At 52.6% G+C, this 10,011-nt stretch carries 7 protein-coding genes and 1 pseudogene; 2 read left to right on the top strand and 6 right to left on the bottom strand.

The features are described 5' to 3' along the window. Nucleotides 1-159, top strand: a pseudogene (locus tag QDY28_RS24925) (MarR family transcriptional regulator); the annotation flags it as partial. Nucleotides 160-279: 120 nt separating this feature from the next. Here the strand turns inward: QDY28_RS24925 and QDY28_RS24920 are convergent. From QDY28_RS24920 to QDY28_RS24900, 5 genes are all read right to left on the bottom strand, one after another. Beyond that, nucleotides 280-1,431 (bottom strand): KamA family radical SAM protein, encoded by a 1,152-nt coding sequence (locus tag QDY28_RS24920; protein WP_210320778.1) that lies wholly within the window; start codon nt 1,429-1,431, stop codon nt 280-282. 666 nt (nt 1,432-2,097) lie between these two features. Beyond that, nucleotides 2,098-2,991 (bottom strand): MurR/RpiR family transcriptional regulator, encoded by an 894-nt coding sequence (locus QDY28_RS24915; protein ID WP_184805595.1) that lies wholly within the window; start codon nt 2,989-2,991, stop codon nt 2,098-2,100. 787 nt (nt 2,992-3,778) lie between these two features. Then, the gene (gene ectB / locus QDY28_RS24910) at nt 3,779-5,053 is read right to left on the bottom strand and encodes a diaminobutyrate--2-oxoglutarate transaminase (protein ID WP_184805598.1); all 1,275 of its coding nucleotides are present in this window, start codon (nt 5,051-5,053) and stop codon (nt 3,779-3,781) included. Nucleotides 5,054-5,302: 249 nt separating this feature from the next. Continuing rightward, a complete protein-coding gene (locus tag QDY28_RS24905; RefSeq protein ID WP_184805601.1) occupies nt 5,303-6,286 on the bottom strand; it encodes a helix-turn-helix transcriptional regulator in 984 nt (327 codons plus the stop codon). Nucleotides 6,287-6,639: 353 nt separating this feature from the next. Next, nucleotides 6,640-7,419 carry a hypothetical protein gene (locus QDY28_RS24900; RefSeq protein WP_246802341.1) on the bottom strand — a complete coding sequence of 260 codons (780 nt, stop codon included), beginning with the start codon at nt 7,417-7,419 and terminating at the stop codon, nt 6,640-6,642. A gap of 357 nt (nt 7,420-7,776) precedes the next feature. Here QDY28_RS24900 and QDY28_RS24895 point away from each other — a divergent pair, with 357 nt between their 5' ends. Beyond that, nucleotides 7,777-8,607 (top strand): winged helix-turn-helix transcriptional regulator, encoded by an 831-nt coding sequence (locus QDY28_RS24895; protein WP_246802342.1) that lies wholly within the window; start codon nt 7,777-7,779, stop codon nt 8,605-8,607. Between the two features lie 293 nt (nt 8,608-8,900). Here the strand turns inward: QDY28_RS24895 and QDY28_RS24890 are convergent, their stop codons facing one another. Continuing rightward, a complete protein-coding gene (locus QDY28_RS24890; protein WP_184805604.1) occupies nt 8,901-9,914 on the bottom strand; it encodes a 1-aminocyclopropane-1-carboxylate deaminase in 1,014 nt (337 codons plus the stop codon). Nucleotides 9,915-10,011: the final 97 nt, after the last annotated feature.

Genomic DNA, 10,011 nt, shown 5'->3' with positions numbered 1-10,011 from the left:
GCAGAAGCGGACATGCGTCGCCACTTTGAGGTGACCGCACCGTCTGTACACCAGATGGTGATAACCCTGGAAAAGGCCGGTCTCATTCAACGCCAGCCTGGAGTAGCGCGAAGCATTCAATTGCTCGTACAACCCGAAGCGCTGCCAATCTTGCGATAGCTCAACCCGTCAGAATCTCTGCGGAACGGTACTAGACGCAGCACGGGCTTACGCTAAGTCTCACCTTGCCTTCCGAACGGTCGTGAGTGCCATTTGGCCTAGCTCGTCCAGCGCATGAAATCAATATTCAGCGCCGTTTCCATCTGATAAGGGTGGTAAATCGTCCAGCCAACAGGCGCCCTCAACGTATGGGCGGGAAAATATTTTCCCAACCTTTTCCTGAGCCCTGTTCTGATGATATCGCATATACACACGGCCATCGCCTCCAAGGTCAAGTATCTCGATCTTTCCCGTGTAATGGGACATGATATATTTGAATGTCTTCTGGATGCCGCTGAGACGTTGGTTAATCCCGTGCGTAATCTCTAGTCCCCGACGCAGCGGAACCTGAAAATGCGACGCACCTTTCACCGGCCGACCCTGGAAGAGATAGTATGGGCGGACGCCAATCTGATGACATCTGGCGAAGGTCTCAGCCAGGATCCCGGGATCATCGTTGACCTTAGCCAGAAGTACGGACTGATTAAGAAACTGCACGCCTTGCGCACGCAAGAGGCTGATATTGCGCTCCGCGTCTGCCGAGATCTCACCAAAGTGATCAAAATGGGTGACGATGAGTGCAGTCTTACCTGCATCATGAATCCGTTTGAATAAGGTCACCAAGGTAGAGTCTTCGAACCTTTTGGGCGCGTACGCGAGCGCTTTTGTGCCAAAACGAATGGACATCAGATGCGGGAACGGCAACAGATGATCAAGAATCTCATGGAGCCTGCTGGTGCTGAGTACGAACGGGTCGCCTCCCGATACCAGTACGTTCGTCATCTCAGGATGATGTTCAATGTATTGTGCAATTTGCCCTAAGTCAGCTGCAATTTCATCTGAGTCTTTACCCACAATGCGTTTGCGGAAGCAATATCGGCAGTACGAAGCGCAACGGTCTGTTGCCAACAACAGTCCCGTCTGGGCGTACTTGTGCTGAAATCCGGGCACGACCGTGTTATCATGCTCACCACTAGTATCCAGACTGCCGTTATTGTCGAACTCTTCGAATGAGGGTTCCACGATAAATTTCAGCTGATCGTAATAATCACTTGTAATGATCTGTTCACGATAGAATCTTGTAACACCATAACGCGTGATGTTGTTGGCTTCCAGCTCTCCCCGGGTCACTGTCCGCGCGCCCTCAACGAAATTTATGACCTTAGACGACAACCGTGGGTCCGAACTAGTGAGCGGAGCCGTTTTACTTTGAATGATTCGTGTGGTCTTCATCTAGAGCCCCAATTTCAAGAACGCGAGACGCAATGGCCGTAACGGTTTCACTATTATGCCCATGCAATCCGCGTACCGTCGATGAGATGAAGCCGGCAAAGACGCCCAGTGAGGTGGTTAAGCAGGGGTCGACAGAATCTGCCTCTTCAGAGTGTCTGTCAGGGCCGGAACAGAAGTGAGCTTGAGTGGACACGCGCAATGTAAACGATGATGTGAGCCGTTGCTTTTCGAAGCTTCAGGGAAGGTTTGCCCATAAGGTTCAGTTAGTTAACCCCAGCCTCGTACTCCCGGATGATATCGCCGGCCTTCGCATCGTCGTGATGGGGCTCGTTTGTGAATTCGATCCCTTAGCCGCGACATCTTGCCCTGGCATCTCTTTGAAAACACAGAAGCATAATCGATTCCGTATCGCGATCTGCCCAACCCGACGGCGCCCTCTACAAAGGGGCCAATGTTCGCTGCTGATTGACACTCAAAGGCAATCGGCCGCGTCTCGCGAGCAAGACCAACATCGCACACTGCTTGCCTTTGGTGTTCAGATTCCTAAGAGATGCTCGTCGAAATCGCCGGCCGGCCCCCGTGATGCAATTCGCTCGAGCGCGTGTGTTAGCGAGAACTGCGAAACGTCGCCAGGCGGAAAACGACCAGTCAATTTTCAGCTCTTCATTACTCATGAGAGTTCGGGCCGACGCCGCTCTTCAAGACATAAGTGTCGAATTCCACAACTTGTTCTTCATGATCAGCCAGAGCTCGAAGAGCGCAGCTCCCGCGTCTCGCCGCGACCAGTTCCATGAGGCATTCTACTGCGGCCAATGCCGGGGTCATCGTGTGAATAAACGAAGGAACTTCGGTGCGAACGCGGATCACAACTTTAGAAATTTTAGCGATTGGAGACAGTTCGCTGTCGGTCAAAGCGACGAGTTTCGCACCACGGGACACGGCAAATTCGGCTGCCTGTATTGTGAAGCGAGTGTAAGGGCTGACTGTGACCGCCACCAAAATGTCCTCTGGACCGACAGACCGAAGCGCATCATCGGAGGAACCGCCCATCCCATCAATCAATGTTGTGGGAGAGCCAAGCAATGATCCAACATGATGCATTAAATAGGCGACGGGAAAGCTTGAGCGACGGCCGATGCATAAAATTTGTTTCGCCTCCGCTATTAGGTCGGCTGCTGCCGCCAATGCGGCAATCGCGGACGGCTGAGCGAACCTGCTCAGATGAGCCTGCAAAGCATCCACTGTATCGCAGATGAGGACGCCATCTCCCCCGATCTCCCCTCGTGCCAATAACTCCTCTCCACTTCCAGCGAAGCATTCCGGCCGTTCCCTAATGCTATCCGCGAATCCCTCCTTCAATTTGTCGAAACCATCGAAGCCAAGGCGTTTTGCAAGCCGCGTTAATGTTGCCGGAGGCACTCTTGCTCGGCGCGCCTGCTCCCTCATTGACAGCAGTGCGACCTCTGTCGGATGGTCAACCAACCAACGCGCAGCGACCTTCATTTGCCGGGGAAATCGCTCATAGCTGTTCTTTATGAGACTTGTGGTGGGAAAATCCATTCTTATTTCCTGATTAGGCGGATGCTCAAGCAACAAAGATCTTTTTCTTGGCCTATGGATTTCAAGGTCGCCGTTTTCGCGATGCCTCAAACAGCCCGTTGGCTAGCTCATCCACGAGCTGCAGCGTTCCCGGGAGCTGGTTTGATTGAATCTTTCTTGAAGATTAGGCCATGTATGTCGACCCGAGCGCACCAATATCGTCATAAGAACCAAGACGGCGCCGAACATGGAGTTTACTCGAGTGCGACACGCGCCTTTTACGTCCCACCATTATAAACTCGTCCTTGACGTGAAGATCTACAATCAATTGCTTCGTAATAAGGAGAAAGCAAAAGATGTGCCAACTATGCAGAATCAGCTAAGAAGAGCCTATTTCCACTGTTCAACTATTTAGGTGACGATGGGGCACACGCAGGGCCGAACATGCCGTGTCGGAAATCCGACAAATCTGAGTGGCCATTGACCGGTTTTCAGCATAGTCTTAGGAGACCTCCGCGTTTCCGAAATGCGACGACGGAGACCATTGGAAAGACGTGGTCGCCAGATTTTCAGAAAGATAGTTCTGGCCTTAGCCCCATTTGGGCGACCTCGTCAGCCAATAAGCTTGGCGGTCGTACTTTTTTAGAGCGCTAACAGGTTGCGAGGCCTTGGCGCCTGCCAGACCTCCGTGCGGCCGCGCGATTCGTGGATGAGCCGGTTGGTGCGAGCTGCGGTGCCCACAAACTACAATCGATGCCGTCGCCCGATTGCTTCGGCTCTGCCATGCCTTCAAGAGCCAAGCATAACTTTACAGGCTTGAGTGCACGGACTTCTCCAGGATATCCAGCCCACGTTGCAAGGTCTGCCGTTCAGTTGTCAATGGAGGAAGAAGCTTAATAACCTGATCTTCCGCGCCACATCGTTCTACTACAAGCCCTTCTTCAAAGGCTTTACGCACGATTTGCGCCGCCAATTTGCCGGTACTGCAGTCGAGCCCCAGCATCATGCCCCGTCCACGCACGCAAATGTTGGAATTTTGGTTGCTTTGGGCGACCTGCTGAAGGCGCTCTTTTAGAAGGCATCCTGTTTCGACAACTTCTCTAGATAGCTTTTCATTTGTCCAGTATTTTCGCAAAGCAGCGGTCGCTGTCACGAGTGCGAGATTGTTGCCCCTAAAGGTTCCACTGTGTTCGCCTGGTCGCCATACGTCAAATTCGGGTTTGAGCAGTAAGAGCGACAGCGGCAGCCCACAACCGCTGAGAGACTTCGACAAAAGAACAATGTCCGGAGAAATGTCCGCAAACTCGAAGCTGAAAAAATCGCCAGTTCGTCCGCAGCCCGCCTGAATGTCATCAACAATCAGGAGGATGTCGTTCTTCCTGCAAAGCCGCTCTAGCGACTGCAGCCAGTTTCTGCTCGCAGGATTGATGCCACCCTCACCCTGAACGGTTTCGAGAATAACAGCTGCAGGCAAATCGACGCCACTGCTACCATCCGCAAGCACTTTGTCCAGATATTCCGTCGTATCCTGATCAGGCCCCCAATAACCGTCGTAAGGCATGAAGACCGCGCCGGAAGGGGGAAGACCTGCGGCATTTCGGAAGTATCGATTACCAGTTACAGCAAGCGCGCCCAGGCTCACCCCATGATAACCGTTGGTGAATGAAACGATGCTATGACGTCCAGTGACCTTGCGTGCAAGTTTCAAAGCCGCCTCGACGGCGTCGGCGCCAGTGGGACTGACAAACTGGTATTTGTATGTAAGACCACGCGGGCGCAATATCAGCTCGCCAAAGAACTCCATAAACTCTCGTTTCGCCGACGTAGCCATGTCTAATGCGTGGACAATCTGATTTGATTGCAGGTATTCCACGGCAGCACTTACGATATCGGGGTCGTTGTGACCGTAGTTAAGGGCACTCGCGCCGGAAAGAAAATCAATGAACGCACAACCATTTTCGTCTTCGAGGATGGCTCCTGCCGCTTTCGTGAACACCACGGGGAATGATCGTGAATAGGATCGCACGTTCGATTCATGGTTTTCAAAGGCAGATAGGGAATTGGAAATGCTGTCACTACTCACGATTATCTCCTCAACCAGCAGCCATGACCCAGCAGCGCCCGTACCCTTGACGCCAATTACCGCGAAATCTCAGCAATGCCTCGAAATCCGGCGTCCATTTGGAAAGCTTTTGCAACTCTATACGACCATTGCTAACTGTGCTCCTACCTAGAATGATAGGTTCCTACTTGCTTATAATTGGCCTGTAGCAGGAAAACAGAGCTGCGGCAGCGGCAGCACTGCCGCCTAGAGACGAACGAACATCGCCTCCTACAGCTCGATAAATCCGAGATTTATTGCCTTAATAGCCGCAACCGTTCTGCTGGCAGCGTCCAACTTTCGCATGACGTTTTTAATGTGAAAATTAACAGTGTTTTCGGATATACTCATGATAATTCCTATGTCCCATGACGACTTTCCGCGTGCCACCCAGAGAATACATTCTTTCTCCCTGAGCGAGAGCTCGGGCACGTTCTCCAGGGCATCCGAATTCGCCACATTTGTAAGTCTCAGGTGGAAATGTATTGCCGCAAGTTGTAAGTAGGCGATTGCTCTTTGGTGGAATTCACGCTCTACTTGCTGGGCAAAGCTCATGATGGCGAAGCTTCCAGCCGAGCTGCGCAATGGAATAGTAATGCCTGACCTTACGCCAAAGCTTGCAGCCTCGTCGAAGATGCGCCGTTCGCTTGGAGTTGTGCTCGGGCCAACGTATGCCTCCCTCCATTGAATAGGGCCTGATCGCATTCGACTTTCCTCGATAATAGGAGCTTTCCGATCATAACCCATTTCGAGACATCGCTTCTGCCAGTCATCAGGATAGTTCAGGATCTCAAATGAAGGGCATCGAACCGGCTGTAGAACCTTGCGCTCGGTTGTAAGAGGACCGTAGGCTATCCACGCGCAGCCAAGATTCAGAGCAAAAGCTGATAAGTGCTCAAATAACTGTTTAGACTGAGCGATGGTGTGTGTCTGGTCAAGAAATCGGCCGAACTCGACCGCAAGTTCCCCTCGATTTAAAGCTTGAGAAGGTGGCGAGAGGTCCGAGGAATTCAGATCGGTAACTCGGCCGGTCTGCTTACTGACTTGAGTAGAACCGCAACCGTCCCGAAACAATCGACGCTCTCTCTCGGGTAAATAATGGCACGCCATGCTGTCGTCAGATGACGTCGCTGGCCGTGAGCGGCTACGGCTCTCCGAGCCTCCGGCGAACGTGATCGCTAGAGCTTTGGAAGCGGGCTGCGGAAGAGCTGACATCCTGCTTTCCTCTCGTTTTTCCGAGGGGTCGGAATTGCTGTCCGTAGTTCAAGAGTCGTGCCAATCTTGAAAGAACCCACAGAGCCTCTACCAAATTTTTTTACCGTTTATGCGAAATGCAGCATCGAATCAGCCGAGTACGGCGCGCCCTGAGTCGGATAAGCCTGACAATAGTTCTTTATGAGTCACCAACCTTGTGACGCCCAATCTGCGTCAGGCACCAAGCTTTGCATTTCGACAACAGGAACCGCATCTGGGTATCAAAGATTGCATTGCGTGCGCGGAAGGAACAGGGTTGCGGCCAGGTTCTTCAGTTGCGGCACTTAAAATCTGGCTGCATGGATGTTGTTGGTTCATCGTATTTCGCCCGGTTCGGCACACATGACATAGATTGGATCGCCGTGAAGCCCAAATGCTGCTTCAAAGAACTCCGGATCGTCATGCGAGCGAAGTTGCCGCCTCCGCGCAATCCTCCGAACCAACGCCGCATCAAATTTATAAACGCCGACGAGGCTCAAATCTGCAGACGCACTTTTATGGCTGTTGGAACCTTCGGGTACAATTGCTGTAAGGCGTTGCGCTTTGCCTGTCAGCACTCGTAGCGATCGTTTGCCGAGTGACTGGCTCACAACGACAACGTTGCGATATGATGAACGTACCAAGCGCTCCAGCATAGTGAAATTGATCACCATTTCCGCGGTAAATATTAAAATGATCCCATCGACATCAGCGACTTCCTCGGCCGCTGTCACATCAATAAGACGCCCGGGATATGGCGTGCGCAGGGGGCGTACGCGGAGCTCCATACCATACAGCTCGTGACAGAAACGATGGTCGACCTCCCCCATGCCTCCTAGTCCAAGGATAATCGTCTTTTGCACGCCAACACGTGCCAATTGAGATAATAAATGTTGCAGAACGGACGTGCCGCCGACCATAACTGCGCTGGCTGGGAAGCGCTCTTTGCCAGTTAATCTAATATGTCGGGGGCTTGCGATAACGATCGCACATTTCTCCATCAGCAGTGCCCTCGGATCGTGCACAGAAGGTGAGACTAACTCTGCAACGTACTCGGTCCACTCCCTAATCAGATAGTTGACTGGTTGGTGGATCAGCGCCTCTTCCGGGCTCATGTCCAAACGCTATTCGCAGCCATCGGCGACGGCGAAGCATCAAGGTCAGAGGGTCGAACAGGTGATCCGCGTCAAGCGTGTGTGGCTGTTCTTTCTGCCGCTGACAGATCCATTTCTTCACGAACCGAAAGCGCGTGTTAATGCAAGGTCGCTGGCTACCGATCCGGTTGTGGTATCTTTGCTTTAGGGACAAAGCGCTCAAGTCCGAGACTTCAAACATGTGCGCTCAGTTTTAGAGCCATGGCACTGTTTCAAAACAATCTTTACATTGGCACGATGTGTGCATGGCTATCCGCAAAATTGCCGACTGAGGAGTGAACTCCCTCCAGGATCAAGCCCATTCGCCGACGTGCCGTGATGGAAGGCTTCGGCGTGAGCCGCAGTTCTACAAACTGGATTTTGGAGATAAGTGCAAAACTTTGTTGGCGAAAAAATCTGAAGGTCGGTCGAACTTTCATTCGAGGATTTCACGCGATGTCGAAGAACGAGACTAATCGGGATTTCCACTCAGCGGCGGTGCTGATCACTGCACCAGACGATTGCTCTGGTCAGTTCTTGGAATGCGCATGTAAGTACATCAATACCAGCCATGGGAACGCCCTCGCCAAACACTTCCAAGAGGCAACGCCAGACGTGGTGTTTCTTAGGACGCATTTCCCTGACGTTGAGACGCAGACGCTCTGTATTCGGCTGCGTCTTTCTCGCCGGGCGCGGTCAACGTCGATCATTGCGATTGCGGCGGTTGCTGACGAAGTAACTCAAGAAGACACGGTCGCTTTCGATGACAATGAGCATGTTAGCCGATCGCGAGAGATAGCGCTGACGAGCATCGGCAGAATCTTGGACGGCTCGTGTCGGAGTTCCATTCCCAGCCATCAAGAACTACTTGCCTTTCACGACATTGAATTGGATATGGCCACGCATCGTGTGCGCCGAAACGGCCGGTCGGTTCATCTAGCTCCAACCCAGTTCCGCCTGCTGGAGCACTTTATGAGGAACCCATACCGAGCGTACTCGCGAGATGAACTAAAGAATGCAGCTTGGCCTCATGCCGTTCATATCGGGCCTCGCACTATCGATGTTCATATCGGTAACTTGCGCGCGGCACTAAATAGGGATAGCGACCGCGATCTGATACGGACTGTAAGATCTGTCGGCTACGCGCTTTCCGAAAAACCGGATTCGTAATTGCGGAATCGTCCTGAAGCTGACCGTGTAAGCGGCGCCAATTTGGCTGCGTCTTAATCAGTCAAAATAGGCGCACCCAACAGAGTAGGCATTATAATCAAAAATGCGCTTGATATTAGCAATTTCAGGCGGAGGTTTTTTAGTTGCCAACGGTAGCCATTGTTGCTGATGTCAGCGCACCTTCATATTCCTGAGATTAAAAAAAGGGCTGTCACCGGCAGAACTATGGCTTGTTGGCGCATCGGTAGAGCCTTCAAGTTTCGGGGCACACATGGAGACTCTTTCCTTCGGGATCAGCCGTCGCGAAACGTGTCGCTGTACGCATTGATTGCCGGAGCGCCGCCGAGATGCGCGAAGAGGATTCTCGACCCCTCTGGAAAGAAGCCTTTCTTGACGAGGTCTATCAGGGCTTGCATCGATTTGCCTTCATAGACGGGATCAGTGATTATGCCTTCCAGCCGCGCGCAAAGGCGAATGGCCTCGTTTGTTTCCTCGGAAGGAATGCCATAACGGGGGTGCGCATAGTCCGCGAGTAATACCACATCATCATTGGCGATTTCTCTTCCGAGTTCGACGAGCTTTGCAGTTTGCAGGGCGATGTTGAGCACCTGCGACTGGGCTTGGAGGGGAGTTGCCGAAGCATCGATGCCGATCACATTGCGCTGTCGTCCATCCTTTGCGAACCCAACGACCATGCCGGCTTGCGTCGAACCAGTCACCGTGCAAACCACGATATAGTCAAAGGCAAAACCAAGCTGTTTTTCCTGCGCGCGCACCTCCTCGGCAAAACCCACATAGCCGAGGCCGCCATATTTATGGACAGACGCACCGGCTGGGATCGCGTAGGGTCTGCCGCCCCTTTGCTTAACCTCGTCGAGCGCCCTTTCCCAACTGCTGCGGATGCCGATATTGAAGCCGTCGTCGACTAGCCGCACCTCTGCTCCCATGATCCGGCTTAAGAGGATATTGCCGACGCGATCGTAAACAGCGTCCTCATACGGTACCCAATTCTCCTGCACCAGAAGGCATTTCATGCCGATCTTGGCGGCTACCGCAGCGACCATGCGTGTGTGGTTGGACTGCACGCCACCAATGGAAACAAGCGTATCGGCATTGGACGCGATCGCGTCCGGGATGATGTACTCGAGTTTGCGGAGCTTGTTGCCGCCGAACGCCAGCCCCGAGTTGCAGTCCTCGCGCTTGGCATAGATCTCCACCTTGCCTCCTAGATACTCACTGAGCCGGTCAAGCTTTTCGATAGGGGTAGGTCCGAAGGTAAGAGGATATCGTTCAAAATTTTTCAGCATTCTCTCTTCCAGTATGTCTTTAAATCCAAGTCAGCTATGCACGATCCTTAAGCTGTTGGCGGCACTCTCCCCCGTTCGAAACAATACCATTCCCCTC

Origin of the sequence: Rhizobium sp. BR 362 (genome assembly GCF_036528765.1) — a bacterium.
In the GTDB taxonomy this organism is placed as follows: domain Bacteria; phylum Pseudomonadota; class Alphaproteobacteria; order Rhizobiales; family Rhizobiaceae; genus Rhizobium.
The sequence above is the reverse complement of the archived record's forward strand: the minus strand, read 5'-3'. Positions and strand labels throughout refer to the sequence as shown.